The sequence below is a fragment of the Roseateles agri genome, from assembly GCF_034043675.1.
Classification (GTDB): Bacteria; Pseudomonadota; Gammaproteobacteria; order Burkholderiales; family Burkholderiaceae_C; genus KK5.
The window spans coordinates 417930-436808 of the sequence record NZ_JAXCLA010000003.1 but is presented as its reverse complement, the minus strand read 5'-3'; the positions used below and the strand labels follow the sequence as shown (position 1 = coordinate 436808).

Below are 18879 nucleotides of genomic sequence, written 5' to 3'. Positions count from 1 at the left end.
GATGAGCTTGTTGTCCCGCCGCACCCTGCTGTCTTCCGCGCTGGCCCTGAGCGCCTGCTCCAACCTGCCGGGTCGCGCGTCCGGCCCGCGCCTGCAGGCCGCGCCCGAGCTGGCCACGCTGCCACCGGCCGCGCCACGCGAGTTCCGCGCCGCCTGGGTGGCGACGGTCGCCAACATCGACTGGCCGAGCCGCAAGGGCCTCTCCACCGCCGAGCAGCAGGCGGAGATGCGCGCGATCCTGGATCAGGCCGTGGCGCTGAAGCTGAACGCGATCATCTTCCAGGTGCGCACCGCCGCCGACGCGCTGTACGACAGCCCGCTGGAACCCTGGAGCGAGTACCTCAGCGGCACGCAGGGCCAGGCGCCCTCGCCCTACTACGACCCGCTGGCCCTGTGGATCAGCGAGGCGCACAAGCGCGGCCTGGAGCTGCACGCCTGGTTCAACCCCTTCCGCGCGCGGCAGAGCAGCGCCGCCTCGCCCGCGGCCGAGGGCCACGTCAGCCGCACGCATCCCGCCTGGGTGAAGAGCTACGGCGACCAGCTCTGGCTGGACCCCGGCGAGGCCGAGGCCGGCGACCACACGATCGCCGTGTTCCAGGACGTGCTGCGGCGCTACGACGTCGACGGCATCCACATCGACGACTACTTCTATCCCTACCCGGTCACCGAGAGCAAGGACTCGAAGACGGAGATCGATTTCCCGGACGAGCCCTCGTGGCAGCGCTACTTAAATGGAGCCCCCAGCCCTGCGGGTACGCAGGGCGCCCCCCGAGGGGGAGTCGCCGCCCTTGGGGGCGGCCCGGCGGGCGGCGGCTCCGGCGGCAAGCTGGCCCGCGCCGACTGGCGGCGCCAGAACGTCAGCCAGCTGGTGCAGCGCATCCACGAGACGGTCAAGGCGGCCAAGCCCTGGGTGCGCTTCGGCGTCAGCCCCTTCGGCATCGGCAAGCCGGCGCTGCGGCCGGCGGGCATCAGCGGCTACAGCCAGTACGACAAGCTCTACGCCGACGTCGAGCTGTGGCTGGCCCAGGGCTGGATGGACTACCTGGTGCCGCAGCTCTACTGGTCGCGCACGATGGCGGGCCAGGCCTTCGGCCCGCTGCTGCAGTACTGGCGCGCACAGAACCCGCAGGGCCGCCACATCTGGGCGGGCCTCTACACGAGCCGGATCACCAAGGACAGCGACCCGAAGAGCTGGCCGGTGGACGAGATCGTCGGCCAGATCCAGCTGCAGCGCGAGATCGCGCCGCAGACGGGGCACGTGCACTTCAGCATGGTGGCGCTGTCGCAGAACCGCCGCGGCCTGAGCGATGCGCTGAAGGCCGGCGTCTATGCCGAACCGGCGCTGGTACCGGCCACGCCCTGGCTGGCGGGGTCGGACGATGCGCTGCCGGCGGCCAACATCTATCTGGGCAGCGCGGACACCGAGGGTCGGCTCGCGCTGCACGTCGGCGGCAGCCCGGCACTGCAGCATGCGGTGTGGCTGCGCTATGGCGAGCGCTGGGAATTCCGCACTGGCACGGAGCTGAGCATCGCGGCCGCGGGGCTGGACGCGATCGTCGCGTCCGCACTGGATCGCGTCGGACGCGAAGGGCCGCGTTCGGCCTGGAAGATTGCCTAACCCATCAAGGTGTTGAGTTCGCCGTAGGCGAGCGCATCGGCGGACAGCGCCGCACCGTCGCCTTCAGCGAGGAAGCCGCGCGTCAGCGTCGTGATGCGGGCGTAGACCGATTCGGCGATGCCGGAGCCCGAGGTCAGGCGGCGCACGCCCAGGCGCGTCAGTTCGTCCGCCTTCGGCACGCCGGGCAGGGCCAGGATGTTCAGCGGCAGCGGCGTGCCGGCCACCAGCGCGGCGATGTCCGCGGCCTCGCGGGCACCGGCGGCGAACAGGCCGTCCGCGCCAGCTGAGCGGTACAGCTCGGCGCGGGCGAGCGTTTCGGCGACACGCTGCTCGGGCGCGACCAAGCCCTTCAGGAACACGTCGCAGCGGGCGTTGATGAACAGCGGCACGCCGGCTCGTTCGGCCGCGGTACGGGCCGCCTCGATCTTGCGGGCCAGCAGGGCCGGCGGGGAGCGGCCGTCTTCGAGGTTGATGCCGACGACGCCGGTGTCGATGACGGCCGCGACCGTCGCGCCGACGGCGGCCGGGTCGTCCGAATAGCCGCCCTCGATGTCGGCCGTCAGCGGCACTTCGAGTCGACGAGTGATCAGGGCGAGGCAGGCCGTCAGTTGCGCCACGGGCAGCTGATCACCATCGCCATAGCCAAGCGCCCAGGCGACGGCCGCGCTGCTGGTGGCCAGCGCCGGGGCGCCCTGGGCCGCCATGAGGCGGGCGCTGCCGGCGTCCCAGCAGTTCGGCAGCAGAAGAAGGCCGCTCTGGTGCAGCGAGCGGAAGGTGGTGGCGAGGGTGGATTGGGTCGGCATCGGCGGGTCCTGGCGGTGGGGATCGAGCGCTGATCTTCCCATCGGGCGCTGCGCCTCGCCGGCCGTTTTCGGACATCTACCCCCCAACGCAAACGGGCGACGCTTGCGCGTCGCCCGTTCGCTTCGGTCTTCTTGCGGACTGCTTATTCGGCCATCGCGGTGGCAGCAGCCTTCTGGGCTTGCATCACGGCCAGGCGCATATGGTCACCGGCGAATTCGCTGTGCATCAGGGCCAGCGTGCCGTCTTGTTGCGAAGCGCGCAGCTCGGCGATCACCTGGGCGCGGGTCTTCGGCAGGTTGGCGTTCGCGGCAACGGTAGCGGCCGGGGCGGCAGCCTTGGCCGTCGTGGCGGCGACCGGCGCCTTCAGGAAGTGTTCGCTGTCGTCGCTGTTCAGCGAGGCGATCGAACCGTCGGCACGGGCTTGGGCCAGTTGGGCGACGACTTCAGCGCGGCTGGTGTCGGCGAAGGCGGCGTTGCTGCTCAGCAGCACGGTGGCGGTGGCGGCAGCGGCGAGGAACTTGTTCAGCGTGTTCATGGTGAATCCTTTCAGTGGTTTGTTGGATCCGGCTTGTCTCGCTTCGTCCATGGAATGAACTTTAGGTTTTGCTGCGCCGCGGAAAAACGGGCAAAAGCTCAAAGGGTCATTCGCGAAACATAAATAAACATGCATTCGCAACCCGCATTTATTGCATTCCACGAGCGAATGCAAAACGGGGTAACGCATGGCGTCACCCCGTCGGGACCTGCCGGTCTTGCCGGCTAAGTCAGCCCTTGCTCACTCGGCCATCGCCGTGGCAGCAGCCTTTTGAGCCTGGATTTGTGCGAGACGGGCCTGGTCGCTGGGGAACTCGCTGTGCATCAGGGCCAAGGTTCCGTCTTGTTGCGAAGCGCGCAGCTCGGCGATCACCTGGGCGCGGGTCTTGGGCAAGGTCGCGGCTTGCACGGCGCTGGCCTTGGCGGTGGACGCCTTTTGCAGGAAGTGCTCGCTGTCGTCGCTGTTGAAGGCGGCGATCGAGCCGTCGGCGCGGGCCTGGGCCAGTTCGGCAACCACTTGGGCGCGGGTCGGGGCGGTGTCGGCGGCGAAGGCGGCGTTGCCGCTCAGCAGGACGGTGGCGGTAGCAGCAGCGGCGAGGAACTTGTTGAGCGTGTTCATGATGAATCCTTTCAGTGGTGGTTGGATTCGGCGTTTGCTTGTCTCCGCTTCGTCCATGGAATGAACTTTAGGTTTTGCTGCAACGCAGAAAAACCGGCAGAACTTCAATGGGTTGTTAACGAAACGCAAACGAACACGGTTTCTTTGGCGATCCAGGCACCGATTCATGCATAAATCGTCAACGAGCGGGGCGCTCAAGCCACCTCGTTCAGCAGCAGTCCGACCTGCCCGGGCGCGCCGCGCTCGGCGTGGATCCACAGCAGCGGGCCCAGGTCCACGCTGAGGCTGAGCCCGGGCTCCGTCAGCATCTGGTGCGTGCCGCGCGACCAGGGCGGCGTGTGCACGGCCGAGACCGACTCCACCTGGGGCACCAGCGGTTTCGGGTCGTAGATCAGTTCGTTGCGGATTTGCGCGCGGAGGTCCTGCAGCGGCGACGAGCTGAACATCGTCGTGTCCAGCGGGGCCGGCTGGGATGCCGGGTCCACACCGTGCTGTCGCACCTGTTGCTCGTATTGCCGAAGCGGCGAGGCCTGTTCCTGCTGTTGCTGAATCTGTCGTTGAATCGCGCCTAACTCTGCTGCCCTCAAGCCAGCATCCCCCTATCCGCCCTTGTTCTTCTTCTTGGAGGCAAGGCGACCAGTTCGCCCGCAAACTCAAGTCATACTCAAAGGTTATGCCCCGCGCCCGCATCGGCATTTGCCGCTCCCTGCCCTGCCGCCTACGCTGCCGCAACGCGAAATTCGCCCCGACCGTCCCATGAAAAAAGCCATTCTCGGTACCGCCATCGCCCTGCTGCTGAGTGCCTGCGCCACCGGGCCTGCGTACCTGCAGAAACCGGTGATCGATCACAGCTACGCGTCGCAAAACGAAGACAGCCGCACGCAGTTCATCGTCCTGCACTACACGGTGCTGGACTGGGAGAAGTCGCTCAAGGTGCTGACGACCGGTGGCCAGGTCAGCGCCCACTACCTGGTGCGCGATGAGCCGGCAGGGATCTACCAGCTCGTCGACGAGAACCGGCGCGCCTGGCATGCGGGCGCCAGCTACTGGGCGGGCAACCAGAACCTGAACTCGGCCTCGATCGGCATCGAGATCGTCAACGCGGGCTGGAAGGACACACCGATGGGCCGCGTCTACGCCCCCTTCCCACAGGCGCAGATCGACGAAGTGCTGAAGCTGGTGCGCGACATCGCCCAGCGCCAGAAGGTCAAGCCCGAACACATCATCGGCCACAACGACATCGCGCCCGGCCGCAAGCAGGATCCGGGTCCGGCCTTCCCGTGGAAGCAGTTCGCCGACGCGGGCCTGATCCCCTGGCCCGACGCCACGCAGGTCGCGATCAAGAAGGTGACCTACGAGAACGCCCTGCCCGACGTGGCCTGGCTGCAAGACCGGCTGGGCCGCTTCGGCTACAACATCGCGCGCACCGGCGAGATGGACCGGCTGACGACCGACGTCATCTCGACCTTCCAGATGAAGTACCGCCCGGCCGACTACAGCGGCGTGCTCGACGCCGAGACGGCCGCGCTGATCGACGTGGCGACGACGAAGGGCGGCATGCTGCTGGCCACGCCGCCTGCGACCAAGCCCTGAGCCACGGAACCGCGATTCCGTGCTGACCTTCCTGCTCAAGAAGCTCGCCACGCTGATACCGACGATCCTCGGCATCACGCTGGTCGCCTTCGGCCTGATCCGGCTGGTGCCCGGCGACCCGATCGAGGTGATGATGGGCGAGCGCCGGCTCGACCCCGAAGCCCACGCCGCGCTGGTCCACCGCATGGGCCTGGACCAGCCGCTGCACGTGCAGTACTTCGACTACCTGGCCAAGCTGGCGCACGGCGACCTCGGCCAATCGCTGGTGAGCCGCGAGCCGGTGTCGCGCGAGTTCGCCGTGCTGTTCCCGGCCACCGTGGAGCTGGCCTTCGCCGCGCTGCTGCTGGCGGTCACGCTGGGGCTGACGCTGGGCGTCGTCGCCGGCCTCAAGCGCGGTTCGCTGTTGGACCAGGGCGTGATGGGCGTGGCCACCGTCGGCTACTCGATGCCGGTGTTCTGGTGGGGCCTGATCCTGATCATGGCCTTCTCGGTCAATCTCGGCTGGACGCCGGTCTCGGGCCGCATCGCGATCGAGTACGACATCCCGCAGGCCACCGGCTTCATGCTGATCGACTCGCTGCTCAGCGGCGAGGAAGGCGCCTTCGCCTCCACCTGCCTGCACCTGCTGCTGCCGGGCCTGGTGCTGGGCACCAGCACGATGGCCGTGGTGGCGCGGATGACGCGCTCCTCGATGCTGGAAGTGCTGCGCGAGGACTACATCCGCACCGCCCGCGCCAAGGGCCTGGACCCGCGCCGCGTCGTCGTCGTCCATGCGCTGCGCAACGCGCTGATCCCGGTCATCACCGTGATCGGCATGCAGACCGGCAGCCTGCTGGCCGGCGCGGTGCTGACCGAGACGATCTTCTCCTGGCCCGGCATCGGCAAGTGGCTGATCGACTCGATCGCCCGGCGCGACTATCCGGTCGTGCAGGCCGGCATCCTGATCTCGGCGCTGACCTTCATCGGCGTCAACCTCGTCGTGGACCTGCTCTACGGCGTCGTGAATCCCCGAATCCGTTCCCAGCACTGATGGCGGCCCCTGACTACCCCACGCCCGCCCGCGAGTTCTGGCAGGGCTTCTCCGCCAACCGTGGCGCGCTGGCTGCGTTGGTCGTGTTCGGCCTGATCGCGCTGGCCGCTATCCTCTCGCCGCTGATCGCGCCCTACGACCCGGTCGAGCAATACCGCGCCCACATGCTGATGCCGCCGGTCTGGCACGCCCAGGGCAGCTGGCAGTTCATGCTCGGCACCGACGAGCTGGGCCGCGACATGCTCTCGCGCCTGCTGCACGGCGGCCGCATCTCGCTGGGCATCGGCCTGGCCTCGGTGTTCCTCTCGCTGCTGCCCGGCGTGCTGCTGGGGCTGCTCGCGGCCTTCTACCAGCACACGCTGTCGCCGGTGATCATGCGGGTGATGGACATCATGCTGGCGCTGCCGGGCCTGCTGCTGGCGATCTGCGTGATCACCGTGCTGGGGCCAGGTCTTGTCAACACGGTGATCGCCATCGCCATCGGCGCCCTGCCCGGCTACACGCGGCTGACGCGCGCGGCCGCGCTGGCCGAGATCCACCGCGACTACGTCACTGCCAGCCGCGTCGCCGGCGCCGGCATCTTCCGGCTGATGTTCGTCTGCGTGCTGCCCAATTGCATGGCACCGCTGATCGTCAACGCCACACTGAGCTTCTCGTCCGCCATCCTCGAGACCGCCGGCCTGGGCTTCCTGGGCCTGGGCGTGCAGGCGCCGACGCCCGAGTGGGGCACGATGCTCTCGGCAGCGCGCGACTACATCGTCCGCGCGCCCTGGGTCGTGACCCTGCCGGGCCTGACGATCCTCGTCAGCGTGCTGTCCATCAACCTGATGGGCGACGGCCTGCGCGATGCGCTGGACCCCAAACTCAAGCGGGTGTCCTGATGTCGCTGCTCAAGATCAAGAACCTGCGCGTGCAGTTCGGCCGCTTCCCGGCAGTCGACGGCGTGGACCTGCACGTCGAGCCCGGCGAGCTGCTGGGCATCGTTGGCGAATCGGGCTCCGGCAAGTCGGTGACGATGATGGCGCTGATGGGCCTGATCGATGCGCCCGGCAAGGTCACCGCCGACGCGCTGGAGTTCCAGGGCCAGGACCTGCTGAAGCTGAGCCCGAAGCAGCGCCGCACCTTGATCGGCCGCGACATGGCGATGGTGTTCCAGGACGCGCTGACGAGTCTGAACCCGAGCTACACCGTCGGCTACCAGATCGCCGAGGTACTGAAGGCGCACCTGGGCCTGAAGGGCGCGGCGGCCGAGAAGCGCGTAGTCGAGTTGCTGGAGCTGGTCGAGATTCCCGACGCGAAGAACCGCCTCCACGCCTACCCGCACCAGCTCTCCGGCGGCATGAACCAGCGCGTGATGATCGCGATGGGCATCGCCTGCAACCCCAAGCTGCTGATTGCCGACGAACCGACGACGGCGCTCGACGTAACCATCCAGGCGCAGATCATGGACCTGCTGCTGCGCCTGCAGCGCGAGCAGGGCATGGGCCTGGTGATGATCACGCACGACCTGGCCGTGGTCGCCGAGATGGCGCAGCGCGTGGCCGTGATGTATGCGGGCCAGGTCGTCGAGATCGGCAGCGTGCCGGGCCTCTTCGAGAACCCGCGCCATCCGTACACCGAGGCGCTGCTCGCCGCGATCCCCGAGCACAACAAGGGCGCGGCCCGCCTGTCGGCCCTGCCCGGCATCGTGCCCGGCGCGCACGACCGGCCGAGCGGCTGCCTGCTGTCGCCGCGCTGCCCCTATGTGCAGCCGGTCTGCCGCGACAAGCGGCCGGCGCTGGAGCAGGGCGTGCGCTGCTATTTCCCGCGGGGTGAGGCATGAGCGAGAAGCACCTGCTCGAAGCGGTCGACCTGACGCGGCACTACAGCGTCAGCCGTGGCTTCATGAAGCCCAAGGCCACCGTCAAGGCGCTGAACGGCGTGTCCTTCACCTTGGACGCGAAGAAGACGCTGGCCGTCGTCGGCGAATCGGGCTGCGGCAAGTCGACGCTGGCGCGCCAGCTGACCTTGATCGAGGCCCCGACCTCCGGCGCGCTGCGGCTTTCCGGCGACGATGCGGCCGGTGCCGACAAGGCCCGGCTGAAACTGCTGCGCCGCCAGGTGCAGATGGTGTTCCAGAACCCTTTTGCCTCGCTGAACCCACGCAAGAGCATCGAGGCGACGCTGGACGAGCCGCTGCTGATCAACGACACGCAGCTCAGCAAGGCCGAGCGCCGCGAGCGCATCGCAGCGCTGGTCGCCAAGGTGGGCCTGCGGCCCGAGCACCTGCGCCGCTACCCGCACATGTTCTCGGGTGGCCAGCGCCAGCGCATCGCGATCGCGCGGGCGATGATCCTGAACCCGAAGATCGTCGTCGCCGACGAGCCGGTGTCGGCGCTGGACGTCTCCATCCAGGCGCAGATCCTGAACCTGTTCATGGACCTGCAGCAGGAGTTCGGCACCGGCTATGTGTTCATCTCGCACAACCTCAGCGTCGTCGAGCACGTGGCCGACGAGCTGATGGTGATGTACCTCGGCGCGGCCGTGGAATACGGCGACAAGAAGACCATCTTCGCCCGCCCGCTGCACCCCTACACCCGCGCGCTGATGAGCGCGACGCCGGCGCTCAAGGCCGAGGACCGGCGCGAGCGCATCAAGATCCACGGCGAACTGCCCAGCCCGCTGAACCCGCCGAGCGGCTGCTCGTTCCACAAGCGTTGCCCGCTGGCGGTGGCGCGCTGCAGCGCGGAGGTGCCGGTGCTGCGCGAGGTGGATGGGCGCAAGGTGGCCTGCCACGAGGTCTGAGCCTGCGGCGACAATGCGGCCCCGCGCGCGAAGCGCCGGCCTGCAAGGCGACCGACAGATGACCGGACAAGACCCCTCCCTGAAGCTCGGTGACCACCAGTTCGGCGCCAGCGGCGAGATCCGCCGCGCTGTGCTGCGCACGCTGTTCCAGCAGATGGAGTCGATGGGCGAAGGCGCGATCGCCGTCGATGCCCAGGCTCGCGTCGCCTGGATCAACGAGAAGTACGCGCGCAAGCTGGGCCTGGCGACGACGGCCGAGGCGATCGGGCGCGAGATCGAGCAGATCATCCCGAACAGCCTGATGCGCCAGGTCGTGCAGACCGGCGAGCCCGTGTTGCTGGACATCATGGAATTCGGCGCCGAGCAGCTGGTCGTCACGCGCATGCCGCTGACCGATACGGCCGGCGCGGTCGTCGGCGCGGTCGGCTTCGTCGTCTACGACCGGGTGCACTACCTGAAGCCGCTGGTGGCCAAGTTCGAGCACTTGCACCAGGAGCTGGAGAGCGCGCGCCGCCACGTCGCCGAGGGCCGGCATGCACGCTACACCTTCGCCAGCGTCGTCGGCGCGAGCCCGGCCTGCGTGGAGCTGAAGCGCCAGGCGCGGCGCGCGGCCCAGCTCGACGCGACGGTCCTGCTGCTGGGCGAGACCGGCACCGGCAAGGAGCTGCTGGCCCATGCGATCCACGCGGCCTCGCCGCGCAACCTGAAGCCCTTCGTGGCGCTGAACATCGCCGCCGTGCCCGAATCGCTGTTGGAGGCGGAGTTCTTCGGCGCCGCGCCGGGCGCCTACACCGGCGCCGACCGCCGCGGGCGCGACGGCAAGTTCAAGCTGGCCGACGGCGGCACGCTGTTCCTCGACGAGGTCGGCGACATGCCGCTGAACGTGCAGGCCAAGCTGCTGCGCGTGCTGCAGGAGCAGGAGATCGAGCCGCTGGGTTCGAACCGACTGCTGCGGGTGGACGTGCGCGTGATCGCCGCCACCAGCGTGGATCTCGAGGCCCAGGTGCGCCAGGGCCGCTTCCGCGCCGACCTGTACTACCGGCTCAACGTGCTGTCGATCGCGCTGCCGCCGCTGCGCGACCGGCTGCAGGATCTGGCGGCGCTGGTGGAACTGTTCCTCGCGCAGATCAGCGAGCGCAGCGGCCTGCCGCAGCGCGAGATCACCGAGCAGGGCCTGGCGGCGCTGGCCGGCCACGGATGGCCCGGCAATATCCGCGAACTGCGCAACGTGCTGGAGAAGGCGGTGATGCTCAGCGAGGAGCGCCGGCTCGACGCCGCCGACTTCCGCCCGCTGCTGCCCACGGCGGCGACGGCCGCTCCCGCCGCCGGCCATCTGCTGGCCGATGCGGTGGTGGAGGCCGAGCGCGACGCGATCCAGGCGGCGCTGGCCGCCGCCGGGGGCAATCGCTCGAAGGCCGCGCAACTGCTCGGCATCTCGCGCGCCACGCTGTACGAAAAGCTGGCGAGGAGTCCGGGCGGCCAGACAGGCTGACTGCCTGTCCAGACACTTTTCTCCTCCACACGCTTGCATCGGCAGGTCACGCCCCCGGCGGACGCTGGCACGTTCCCTGCACCGCTGCGGCCCATTCCTCCAACAACCATCCCTCCTGCGGAGACAAGAAGCCCATGAGCTTTCTCATCGCCCTCGCGGCGCTCGCCCTCCTGATGCTGGTCGCTTACCGCGGCTACAGCGTCATCCTGTTCGCGCCGGTCTGCGCGCTGCTGGCGGTGCTCGTCACCGACCCGGCCGCCGTGCCGGCCCTGTTCACCGGCCTCTTCATGGACAAGATGGTCGGCTTCGTGAAGCTGTACTTCCCGGTCTTCCTGCTCGGCGCGGTGTTCGGCAAGGTGATCGAGCTGTCGGGCTTCTCCAAGTCCATCGTGGCCGCGGTGATCCGCCTCGTCGGCCGCGAGCGGGCGATGCTGTCCATCGTGCTCGTCTGCGCGCTGCTGACCTACGGCGGCGTGTCGCTGTTCGTCGTCGTGTTCGCCGTCTACCCCTTCGCTGCCGAGATGTTCCGCCAGGGCAACATCCCCAAGCGCCTGATCCCCGGCACGATCGCGCTGGGCGCCTTCACGTTCACGATGGACTCGCTGCCCGGCACGCCGCAGATCCAGAACATCATCCCGACGACCTTCTTCAAGACCACCACCTGGGCCGCGCCCTGGATGGGCCTGATCGGCTCGATCTTCATCCTGCTGCTGGGCATGGCCTACCTCGAATGGCGCCGCCGCTCGGCCGCTGCCGCCGGCGAGGGCTACGGCACCGGCCATACCCAGGAACCGGAGCCGATGGCGGACGAGCAGCTGGCGCACCCGCTGATCGCCCTGCTGCCGCTGGTGCTGGTCGGCGTGATGAACAAGCTGCTGCTGACGCTGGTCCCGGCCTACTACGGCACCAGCTACGAGGTGCAGCTGGCGATGGCCAAGCCGCTGGTCACGCCGGTGGCGTCGATCCAGGCGATCTGGGCCGTGGAGGGCGCGCTGCTGCTGGGCATCCTGGCAGTGCTGGTGTTCGCCTTCCGGCCGGTGGCACGCAGGTTCGCCGAGGGTTCCAAGGCCGCCGTCGCCGGCTCGCTGCTGGCCGCGATGAACACCGCCTCCGAGTACGGCTTCGGCGCGGTGATCGCCGCGCTGCCGGGCTTCCTGGTGATCCAGAAGGGCCTGCAGGCGATCCCCAACCCGCTGGTCAACGAGGCCGTCAGCGTCACCGCGCTGGCCGGCATCACCGGATCGGCCTCAGGCGGCATGAGCATCGCGCTGGCCGCGATGTCCGAGCAGTTCATCACCGCGGCCAATGCCGCCGGCATCCCGATGGATGTGCTGCACCGCGTCGCCGCGATGGCCAGCGGCGGCATGGACACGCTGCCGCACAACGGCGCCGTGATCACGCTGCTGACAGTCACCGGCCTGACGCACCGCACGTCCTACCGCGACATCTTCACCGTCACCTGCATCAAGACGCTGGCCGTCTTCTTCGTGATCGCGGTGTACTACCTGACCGGGATCTACTGAGTCACCGGGGCGGCGCGGCGCCGGTCAGAGCGCCAGCTCGGTGTCGCCCTCGGCGGCGACGCAGCCCTCGGCGATCGGCGTCCAGCCGCGGTGAATGACGATGCGCGCGCCGCTGCGGCACAGCTCGACCCGCGTCGCCCCCGGCACCCGTTCGCGCGCGAAGGCCTCCAGCGAGGCCGGCATGCTGACGCGGTAGCGGCCGGCGCCGGTATCGGCCGGCGGATGGTCGCCGCTGTGCACCCAGGGAACGAACAGGCCCAGCAGCATCAGCGGGCCGAGCTGGATGTTCGTCGGCTCGTAGTGCTGGGCCTGCAGCCACTGTTGTGCATCGGCACGGTCGCCCGCGGCGCCCCAGGCCATGGCCAGCATCTCCGCGACCCACTGGTTGCAGTTCTGGAACGCGAGGCTGAACGGATAGGCATTGGCGCTGTAGTTCGCGCCGAGCAGGGCCAGCGCGCGGCGGTCATCAAGGGCGGCGGCTTCCAGCTCAGCGCCCGCCTCGGCCGGCAGGAACACCAGCGAGACGTAGGCCTGCGCCACGTCGCTGGTGCCCAGCACGAAGCCGGCCATGCCCTGGTCGAAGATGCGCGGCTTCTTCTCGTCGCAGGCGTAGTACAGCTGGCGCACCGACCAGGGGCCGTTGGCGCTCGCCTTCAGGCTGATGCCGGCGTGCGAATAGCGCTGGCCGATGCGCTGCAGGTTCAAGCCGGAGCGCGACACCAGGGCCAGGTCTTGCCCCGAGGCCGCCAGTTCGTCCTTGACGAGGGCGCTGAAGCGCAGCAGCGCGTCCTGCTCGGTGGCGTTCGGCTCCTTCTGCACATCGCAGAAACGCAGGGAATCGGCCCGCGCGCCGCCGGCAGCCAGCAGCAGGGCCAGCACCGCCGCAGTCAATGCGGCAGTGCGCGCCGGTGTCACAGCGTCACGGGCCGGCTCTGCAGTTCCTTGTGCCAGTCGTCGTCGACGACCAGGAAGAAGGCCTTGTTGTCAGCCGCCGCCGCGAACTCCAGCCCATACGGACGCTCGTTCGCGCGCACGATGTCGCCGGTGGCCACGTGGCCGTTCAGCGCCGCCTGGCGCGGCAAGGTCAGGAAGAACTCGTTGGTCTCGTCCGCGGCGGCCTGCAGCCGGAGCCTCAGCATGCCCGGCTGGCCCTCGGCCTCGGCCATCTCGATGACCTTGTAGTCGCCCGCCGCCGTCTTGCGGTCGCCGGAGGAACTGTTGCTCGACTGCGTGATCGACTTGGAGCTGGCGCCGACCGAGTCCGAAGCGCTGTCGGAGGCCGACGAGGCGGCGGAACTGGCCGCGAGCGCCGGCAGGCTGCCTGTCGCGAGCGCCGCAGCACCGGCCAGGACGAGACCCAGATGGAACGAACGGTTCATGGCAATAACGCTCCAAGCGAGCGGAGTCAAAAGGTGGCGCAAGGATACCCGGCGGCAAGCCCGGCCTTTCGGTAAAGAGGCCGCAAGAGGCTTCCCGACGGACATAATCAAAAGTTATAGGCCGTGCCGGTGTTCTCAGTTGCCGCAGCGGGGCGGCCCTTGAAAATCCGGGCTTCCTGCCCAGTCGTTGCCGTCCGATGAAATTGCCCTTGTCGACCTCGCTCTCCCTGCTCGTGCTGGCCGCGGCCTCGCTGCTGGGGTTCACGGGAGAAGCCCAGGCCGCCAAGCCCAAGGCCCTCGTCTACTGCGCCGACGCCAGCCCGGAGGGCTTCGACCCCGGCATGTGGGACAGCGCCAGCACCAACACCGTCTCGCACCAGATGTTCCAGGGCCTGCTGGACTTCAAGCGCGGCTCGACCGAGCTGGTGCCCAAGCTGGCCACGTCGTGGACCGTCTCGCCCGATGCGAAGACGATCACCTTCACGCTGCGCAATGGGGTGAAGTTCCACACGACGCCCTACTTCACACCGACGCGCGAGTTCAACGCCGACGACGTGTTGTTCACGTTCCAGCGCTTCATCGATCCGAACACGGCGTTCAACAAGGCCTTCCCGGCCACCTTCGTGTTCCCGCAGAACATCGGCCTGGCCAAGCTGCTCGCCGGCATCGACCGGGTGGATGACTACACGGTGCGCTTCCGGTTGAAGGAGGCCAACGTGCCCTTCATCGCCAACTTCGCGATGGCCTGGACCGGCATCCAGTCGGCCGAGTACGCCGCCCAGCTGCTGCGCGACGGCAAGGCCAGCGAGATCAACAACAAGCCGGTCGGCACCGGGCCCTACCGCTTCAAGTCCTACGCCAAGGACGACGTGATCCGCATGACGGCCAACCCCGACTACTGGGGCGAGCCGCAGCGCACACAGAACCTGATCTTCAGCATCAGCCGCGAGCCCAATGTGCGCGTGCAGAAGCTGATGGCCGGCGAATGCCAGGTCACGTCCGCGCTGCGCGACGTCGACGTCGCCTCGCTGGACGGCCGCAAGGGCATCCGGATCGAGAAGATCCAGGCGCTGAACATCTCCTACCTGTCCTTCAACATGCGCAAGCCGCCGACGGACAACCGGGACGTGCGCGTGGCGCTGGACATCGCGATCGACCGCAACGCGATCTTCAAGGCGTTGTTCCCGCGCGGCGACGCGACCCAGGCCGTCAGCGCCTTCCCGCCTGCCATCCCCGGCTACGACACGGCGCTGAAGAACGAGTACAACCCGGCCCGCGCCAGGGAACTGCTGGCCAAGGCCGGCTTCCCGAACGGCATGGAGATCGACCTCTGGGCGCTGCCGGTGGCACGGCCCACCAACCCGAACGGCCAGCTGATGGCGCAGCTGATCCAGCAGGACTGGGCCAAGATCGGCGTCAAGGCCAACATCAAGACCTACGAGTGGGGCGAGTACCTGAAGCGGGCCAACCGCGGCGAGCACAGCGTCTACATGAGCGGCTGGTCGGGCGAGACCGGCGATGCGGACGAATTCCTCACGCCCAACCTGAGCTGCGCCGCCAACGTCACGGGCGTGAAGTTCTGCAACAAGGACTTCGAGAAGCTGATCGACGAGGCCCGCGCCACCACCGACGTGCCCCGCCGCCTGGCGCTCTACGTGCAGGCGCAGGAGATCTTCAAGCGCGAACGCCCCTGGATCACGATGGCCCACTCGACCGTCTACATTCCGCTGAGGGACGACGTTATGGGCTTCATCATGGCCCCGAACGGTTCCGTCGATTTTGAAAACGTCTATAGAAGGTAGCTAAGGCCGTCATGCGCTTACGCCACATCGAAGTCTTCCACGCCATCATGCAGGCCGGCACCATCAGCGGTGCCGCGCAGCTGCTGCACATCTCGCAGCCGGCCGTGACCAAGGTGCTGCAGCACTGCGAGCTGCAGCTGGGCATGCCGCTGTTCGACCGCGTGCGCGGCAAGCTCTATCCGACGCCGGAGGCGCAGCGCCTGTTCGTCGAGATCGACAAGCTGAACCGCGACCTGGTCGGCATCCGGCGCCTGGCCGCCAGCCTGCGCAGCGGCGAATCGGAAGAGGTGCGGCTCGTCGCCACGCCGACGCTGGCCGCTGGCGTCGTGCCGGCCGCGATGACGCAGTGGTGCCGCGCCTTCCCCTTGAGCCGCTGCTCGCTGGCGACCAATCACACGCGCGAGATCGTCGCCGCGCTGCTGCTCGGCGAGGCGGACATGGCACTCTCGCTGCAGGATCCGCGCCACCCCGGCATCAAGGCGGAGACGCTGGCCACCGGCCAGATGATGGCCGTCTGCCCGATCGGCGGCCCCGAGGCGCAGGGCAGCGGCCCGCTGACGATCAGCGAGATCTCGACCGAGCTCGTGGGCCTGGCCGGCGACGATCCGCTGGCCAACGTCGTGCACAACGCCAGCGAGGCCCAGGGCACGCCGCTGCAATGCCGCATCACCGTGCAGACCTACCAGCTCGCCCGCGCGCTGGTCGAGGCCGGCGTGGGCATGACGGTCGTCGACCCGTTCACCGCCGCCTCGGCCGACCGCACGCGCGTGAAGCTGCGTCCGCTGGCGCCGCAGGTTCCGGTGCAGCTCTACCTGCTGACCGCCGCCAGCGCGCCGCTGGCGCAGACCGCGCGGCGCCTCGTGAAGTACCTGGGCGAGGCGGCACGCGACAAGCTCGTCAGCCTCGAAGAACAAGAAGCCGCCTGACGAAGCAATGACGACCCCGATGATCAGTTGCGAGGACGTGCCGCGGCATGCCGATTTCCGCTCCCTGCTGAGCATTCCCGGCGTCAGCGTGGACCTGCGCTACGCCACGCCCGACAACTTCGTCGGCCGCGACGTCTACGGCGGCCTGGACTGCGCCTGGCTGCGCCGCGAGGCCGCTGATGCGCTGGAAAACGCCGCCGCCTGGCTGGCCGCGCACCGGCCCGGCTTCACGCTGCGCGTGCTCGACGCGCTGCGCCCGCAGCGCGTCCAGGAGATGCTGTGGAACGAACTGGCCGGCACGCCATTGACGATGTACCTCGCCAACCCCGAGCGCGGCTCGATCCACTCGTTCGGCATGGCCGTGGACCTCACCGTGATCGACCCCGAGGGCCGCGAGGTCGACATGGGCACCGGCTTCGACGAGATGGCCCTGGGCTCGCACCCGGAGTACGAGGTCGAGCTGCTGGCCCAGGGCCAGCTGCAGGCCTCACACCTCGCCGAGCGCGGCTGGCTGCGCGCCGCGATGCGGCAGGCCGGCTTCCACGGCATCAGCACCGAGTGGTGGCATTTCGATTTCGGCGACCGCGTAGCGGTTCGTCGAGACCTGCCGCGCGTCCTCTAACTTTCCGCTTCAGCGCATGACCCTGCCCCGTCGCCAATTCGCCCAATCGCTCGCCCAATCGCTCGCATTCAGTGGCCTGGCCGCCGCAAGCTCGGTCGCCTCCGCCGCCAACGCTAACGCCCAAACCCAGCGCATGCCCACGTTGCTGCCCCGCGCGCTGAAGCCCGGCGATACCGTGGGCCTGGTCAGCCCGGCCAATGCCAGCTGGATGAGCGACGACTTCGACTACGCGATCGACACCTTGAAGGCGCTGGGCTTCCAGGTGCGCGAGGGCCGTCACCTGCGCTCGCGCTGGGGCAAGTTCGGCGGCGCCGATGCCGAGCGCGCCGGCGACCTGAACGCGATGTTCGCCGACCCCGCCATCGCCGGCATCTTCGCGATGACCGGCGGCTCCGGCTGCAACCGCATCGTCGACAAGCTCGACTACGCGACGATCCGCCGCAACCCGAAATACTTCGGCGGCTTCTCCGACATCACCTGCCTGCTCAACGCGATCCAGCGCCAGACCGGCCTCGTCACCTTCCACGCCCCGGTGGGCGAGAGCGAGTGGAACGGCTACTCGGTCGAGAACTTCCAGGCCGTCGTGATGCGCGGCGAGGCCGCCACCTTGCGCAACCCCGAGCCCTCGCGAGGCGACAACCTGGTAGCCCGCGGCGAGCGCACGGTCACGCTGCGCGGCGGCAAGGCCCGCGGCGTGCTGGTCGGCGGCAACCTCAGCGTGCTGAGCTCGCTGGCCGGCAGCGACTATTTCCCCGACTGCCGCGGCGCGATCCTCTTCATCGAGGAAATCAACGAGTACCTCTACCGCGTGGAGCGCATGCTCTCCACCTTGCGTCTGGCCGGCGCCTTCGACCAGCTCGCCGGCGTCGTCATCGGCCAGTTCACCAAGTGCGAGCCGGGCGACGGCTACGGCAACCTGACGCTCGAAGAAATCCTGAACGACTATTTCCTGCCGCTGAACGTGCCGGTCTACCGCGGCGCGATGTTCGGCCACGTCAAGCTGAAGCTGACCGTGCCCGTCGGCGCGCCGGCGGAAGTGGACGCCGACGCCCGCACGATCCGCCTGCTGCAGCCTGCCACGCTGGCATGAAGAAGCTTGCTGCGGCCCTGCTTTTCGGCCTGGCCGCGATGGCGAGCCATGCCACCGACTCCTTCGTCGATGCCAGCGGCACCGACATCTCGATGTGGCCCGGCCTCACCTACCAGCGCGCCAGCGGGCAGGAGCTGAAGCTCGACCTCTACCTGCCCTTCGACCGCGTGAAGCACCCGGTGCCGCTGGTCGTCTACCTCCACGGCGGCGGCTGGGTCAGCGGCGCGCGCGAAGTGGCGAACCTGCGCCTGATGCCCTTCCTGCAGATGGGCTGGGCGGCCGCCAACGTCGAGTACCGCATGGGCCCGACGGCGCCCGCACCGGCCGCGGTGGAAGACGTGCGCTGCGCGCTGGCCTATCTCGGCCGCCGCGCCGAGGAACTGCACATCGACCCGCGCCGCATCGTGCTGGCCGGCGGTTCCGCCGGCGGCCACCTGGCCCTGATCGCCGGCATGCTGCCCGCCGGCAACCGCTTCGACCGCGGCTGCCCAGCCGACGAATCACAGCGCTGGACCCGCGGCGCCGTGGCCGTGCCCAAGGTGGCCGCCATCGTCAACTGGTTCGGTATCAGCGACGTGGCGGACCTGCTGCACGGGTCGCACGAGAAGCCTTATGCCGTCGAATGGTTCGGTTCAATGCCGGATGCTGAACGCGAGGCGCTGGCGCACGAGATCTCGCCGATCGACAACGTGCGAGCGGACACGCCGCCGGTGATCAGCTTTCATGGCGAGGCGGATGCGACGGTGCCGGTCGAGCAGTCGATTCGTCTGCATGAGGCCCTGACCCGTGCTGGTGTGCCGAATGAGTTGCTGCTGATTCCCGGGGCGGGGCACGGGTTCAATCGTGAGCAGATGATCCGGTCGATCGAGGCGATGCGGGCGTTTCTTGAGAAGCAGGGGCTGAAGGGCTCGCTGGAGCGCTGAGGTTTTGCCGTTGTGGCTAGGGTTGTCTTGCGCCACGATGCCGGGACTCGCCCCGGCGGGCGAGTCCCTTTCTTGGGCGCCCAAGAAAGGAACCAAAGAAACCGCCCCTACTGCGCCGCCCTCTCTTCGGTCGGGTTCCC

At 68.6% G+C, this 18879-nt stretch carries 19 protein-coding genes; 13 read left to right on the top strand and 6 right to left on the bottom strand.

Going from position 1 to position 18879, the window contains the following annotated elements:
• Position 1: 1 nt before the first annotated feature.
• Positions 2 to 1618, top strand: coding sequence for a glycoside hydrolase family 10-like protein (locus SNE35_RS10165; RefSeq protein WP_320422784.1), 1617 nt, complete (start codon positions 2 to 4; stop codon positions 1616 to 1618).
• Here SNE35_RS10165 and SNE35_RS10160 read toward each other — a convergent pair.
• The 4 genes from SNE35_RS10160 to SNE35_RS10145 form a co-directional block, all read right to left on the bottom strand.
• Positions 1615 to 2421 carry an isocitrate lyase/PEP mutase family protein gene (locus SNE35_RS10160; protein WP_320422783.1) on the bottom strand — a complete coding sequence of 269 codons (807 nt, stop codon included), beginning with the start codon at positions 2419 to 2421 and terminating at the stop codon, positions 1615 to 1617. The genes SNE35_RS10165 and SNE35_RS10160 overlap by 4 nt on opposite strands.
• 143 nt (positions 2422 to 2564) lie before the next feature.
• Positions 2565 to 2957, bottom strand: a complete 393-nt coding sequence (locus tag SNE35_RS10155) for a DUF4148 domain-containing protein (protein ID WP_320422782.1) — start codon at positions 2955 to 2957, stop codon at positions 2565 to 2567.
• A gap of 240 nt (positions 2958 to 3197) precedes the next feature.
• Positions 3198 to 3575 carry a DUF4148 domain-containing protein gene (locus SNE35_RS10150; RefSeq protein WP_320422781.1) on the bottom strand — a complete coding sequence of 126 codons (378 nt, stop codon included), beginning with the start codon at positions 3573 to 3575 and terminating at the stop codon, positions 3198 to 3200.
• A 194-nt stretch (positions 3576 to 3769) separates the two neighbouring features.
• Entirely contained in the window at positions 3770 to 4075 is a 306-nt protein-coding gene (locus tag SNE35_RS10145; RefSeq protein WP_320422780.1) for a hypothetical protein, read from the bottom strand.
• A gap of 256 nt (positions 4076 to 4331) precedes the next feature.
• Between SNE35_RS10145 and SNE35_RS10140 the strand changes: the two genes are divergently transcribed.
• The 7 genes from SNE35_RS10140 to SNE35_RS10110 all read left to right on the top strand — a co-directional run bounded on the left by SNE35_RS10140 (position 4332) and on the right by SNE35_RS10110 (position 11997).
• Complete coding sequence (locus SNE35_RS10140; protein WP_320422779.1) at positions 4332 to 5168, top strand: N-acetylmuramoyl-L-alanine amidase; 837 nt, start codon at positions 4332 to 4334, stop codon at positions 5166 to 5168.
• A gap of 19 nt (positions 5169 to 5187) precedes the next feature.
• Positions 5188 to 6198: an ABC transporter permease gene (locus SNE35_RS10135; protein ID WP_320422778.1), complete on the top strand. Its 1011-nt coding sequence runs from the start codon at positions 5188 to 5190 to the stop codon at positions 6196 to 6198.
• The gene (locus SNE35_RS10130) at positions 6198 to 7079 is read left to right on the top strand and encodes an ABC transporter permease subunit (protein ID WP_320422777.1); all 882 of its coding nucleotides are present in this window, start codon (positions 6198 to 6200) and stop codon (positions 7077 to 7079) included. The genes SNE35_RS10135 and SNE35_RS10130 overlap by 1 nt, the downstream gene beginning before the upstream one ends.
• Positions 7079 to 8020: an ABC transporter ATP-binding protein gene (locus tag SNE35_RS10125; RefSeq protein WP_320422776.1), complete on the top strand. Its 942-nt coding sequence runs from the start codon at positions 7079 to 7081 to the stop codon at positions 8018 to 8020. The genes SNE35_RS10130 and SNE35_RS10125 overlap by 1 nt, the downstream gene beginning before the upstream one ends.
• A complete protein-coding gene (locus tag SNE35_RS10120) occupies positions 8017 to 8982 on the top strand; it encodes a peptide ABC transporter ATP-binding protein (protein WP_320422775.1) in 966 nt (321 codons plus the stop codon). The genes SNE35_RS10125 and SNE35_RS10120 overlap by 4 nt, the downstream gene beginning before the upstream one ends.
• Before the next feature lie 58 nt (positions 8983 to 9040).
• The gene (locus SNE35_RS10115; protein WP_320422774.1) at positions 9041 to 10474 is read left to right on the top strand and encodes a sigma-54 interaction domain-containing protein; all 1434 of its coding nucleotides are present in this window, start codon (positions 9041 to 9043) and stop codon (positions 10472 to 10474) included.
• Between the two features lie 134 nt (positions 10475 to 10608).
• Entirely contained in the window at positions 10609 to 11997 is a 1389-nt protein-coding gene (locus SNE35_RS10110; protein ID WP_320422773.1) for a GntP family permease, read from the top strand.
• Positions 11998 to 12021: 24 nt separating this feature from the next.
• On the opposite strand, the gene SNE35_RS10105 is transcribed toward SNE35_RS10110, so the two are convergent.
• Positions 12022 to 12912 carry a DUF2145 domain-containing protein gene (locus tag SNE35_RS10105; protein ID WP_320422772.1) on the bottom strand — a complete coding sequence of 297 codons (891 nt, stop codon included), beginning with the start codon at positions 12910 to 12912 and terminating at the stop codon, positions 12022 to 12024.
• Positions 12909 to 13376 (bottom strand): hypothetical protein, encoded by a 468-nt coding sequence (locus SNE35_RS10100; protein ID WP_320422771.1) that lies wholly within the window; start codon positions 13374 to 13376, stop codon positions 12909 to 12911. Before SNE35_RS10100 ends, SNE35_RS10105 begins: the two co-directional genes overlap by 4 nt.
• A gap of 197 nt (positions 13377 to 13573) precedes the next feature.
• Here SNE35_RS10100 and SNE35_RS10095 point away from each other — a divergent pair, with 197 nt between their 5' ends.
• The 5 genes from SNE35_RS10095 to SNE35_RS10075 are packed head-to-tail and all read left to right on the top strand — an operon-like array spanning position 13574 to position 18739.
• A complete protein-coding gene (locus tag SNE35_RS10095) occupies positions 13574 to 15178 on the top strand; it encodes an ABC transporter substrate-binding protein (protein WP_320422770.1) in 1605 nt (534 codons plus the stop codon).
• An 11-nt stretch (positions 15179 to 15189) separates the two neighbouring features.
• On the top strand, positions 15190 to 16104 hold the full coding sequence (locus tag SNE35_RS10090) for a LysR family transcriptional regulator (RefSeq protein ID WP_320422769.1): 915 nt from the start codon (positions 15190 to 15192) through the stop codon (positions 16102 to 16104).
• Positions 16105 to 16111: 7 nt separating this feature from the next.
• Positions 16112 to 16726, top strand: coding sequence for a M15 family metallopeptidase (locus SNE35_RS10085; RefSeq protein WP_320422768.1), 615 nt, complete (start codon positions 16112 to 16114; stop codon positions 16724 to 16726).
• A 16-nt stretch (positions 16727 to 16742) separates the two neighbouring features.
• Complete coding sequence (locus SNE35_RS10080; RefSeq protein WP_320422767.1) at positions 16743 to 17816, top strand: S66 peptidase family protein; 1074 nt, start codon at positions 16743 to 16745, stop codon at positions 17814 to 17816.
• Positions 17813 to 18739, top strand: coding sequence for an alpha/beta hydrolase (locus tag SNE35_RS10075; RefSeq protein ID WP_320422766.1), 927 nt, complete (start codon positions 17813 to 17815; stop codon positions 18737 to 18739). Before SNE35_RS10080 ends, SNE35_RS10075 begins: the two co-directional genes overlap by 4 nt.
• Positions 18740 to 18879 lie beyond the last annotated feature (140 nt).

Bases quoted from the DNA above. Each gene is read 5' to 3' on its own strand.
- SNE35_RS10085 (WP_320422768.1), top strand. From the start codon at position 16,112: ATGACGACCCCGATGATCAGTTGCGAGGACGTGCCGCGGCATGCCGAT.
- SNE35_RS10100 (WP_320422771.1), bottom strand. From the start codon at position 13,376: ATGAACCGTTCGTTCCATCTGGGTCTCGTCCTGGCCGGTGCTGCGGCG.
- SNE35_RS10080 (WP_320422767.1), top strand. From the start codon at position 16,743: ATGACCCTGCCCCGTCGCCAATTCGCCCAATCGCTCGCCCAATCGCTC.
- SNE35_RS10160 (WP_320422783.1), bottom strand. From the start codon at position 2,421: ATGCCGACCCAATCCACCCTCGCCACCACCTTCCGCTCGCTGCACCAG.
- SNE35_RS10165 (WP_320422784.1), top strand. From the start codon at position 2: ATGAGCTTGTTGTCCCGCCGCACCCTGCTGTCTTCCGCGCTGGCCCTG.
- SNE35_RS10140 (WP_320422779.1), top strand. From the start codon at position 4,332: ATGAAAAAAGCCATTCTCGGTACCGCCATCGCCCTGCTGCTGAGTGCC.
- SNE35_RS10095 (WP_320422770.1), top strand. From the start codon at position 13,574: ATGAAATTGCCCTTGTCGACCTCGCTCTCCCTGCTCGTGCTGGCCGCG.
- SNE35_RS10150 (WP_320422781.1), bottom strand. From the start codon at position 3,575: ATGAACACGCTCAACAAGTTCCTCGCCGCTGCTGCTACCGCCACCGTC.
- SNE35_RS10090 (WP_320422769.1), top strand. From the start codon at position 15,190: ATGCGCTTACGCCACATCGAAGTCTTCCACGCCATCATGCAGGCCGGC.
- SNE35_RS10075 (WP_320422766.1), top strand. From the start codon at position 17,813: ATGAAGAAGCTTGCTGCGGCCCTGCTTTTCGGCCTGGCCGCGATGGCG.
- SNE35_RS10155 (WP_320422782.1), bottom strand. From the start codon at position 2,957: ATGAACACGCTGAACAAGTTCCTCGCCGCTGCCGCCACCGCCACCGTG.
- SNE35_RS10110 (WP_320422773.1), top strand. From the start codon at position 10,609: ATGAGCTTTCTCATCGCCCTCGCGGCGCTCGCCCTCCTGATGCTGGTC.
- SNE35_RS10120 (WP_320422775.1), top strand. From the start codon at position 8,017: ATGAGCGAGAAGCACCTGCTCGAAGCGGTCGACCTGACGCGGCACTAC.
- SNE35_RS10115 (WP_320422774.1), top strand. From the start codon at position 9,041: ATGACCGGACAAGACCCCTCCCTGAAGCTCGGTGACCACCAGTTCGGC.
- SNE35_RS10125 (WP_320422776.1), top strand. From the start codon at position 7,079: ATGTCGCTGCTCAAGATCAAGAACCTGCGCGTGCAGTTCGGCCGCTTC.
- SNE35_RS10130 (WP_320422777.1), top strand. From the start codon at position 6,198: ATGGCGGCCCCTGACTACCCCACGCCCGCCCGCGAGTTCTGGCAGGGC.